Genomic DNA, 206 nt, shown 5'->3' with positions numbered 1-206 from the left:
GCATCTGTTGCGGTCCAGGTTCTTGTAATCTCGTAGTTATAAAAAGAAGCTTGATCAGGATCGGTTCCTTTAGTACTAGTTTCAGCAAAGGTGATAGCAGGGGTAGAATCACACACATCGCTCGCTGATGGAGTAGCCACAGCCGGGATATTATCACACGTTACAGTTACATCTGCAGGAACTCCGGATAATGTTGGAGCACTAGC

At 46.1% G+C, this 206-nt stretch carries 1 protein-coding gene; it reads right to left on the bottom strand.

Going from position 1 to position 206, the window contains the following annotated elements:
• The coding region (locus ACNKXV_RS14915) for a hypothetical protein (RefSeq protein WP_417908478.1) at positions 1 to 206 on the bottom strand (206 nt) is incomplete at both ends.

Origin of the sequence: Christiangramia aquimixticola (assembly GCF_048285835.1) — a bacterium.
GTDB lineage: Bacteria > Bacteroidota > Bacteroidia > Flavobacteriales > Flavobacteriaceae > Christiangramia > Christiangramia aquimixticola.
This window is presented reverse-complemented; position numbering and strand designations above follow the sequence as displayed.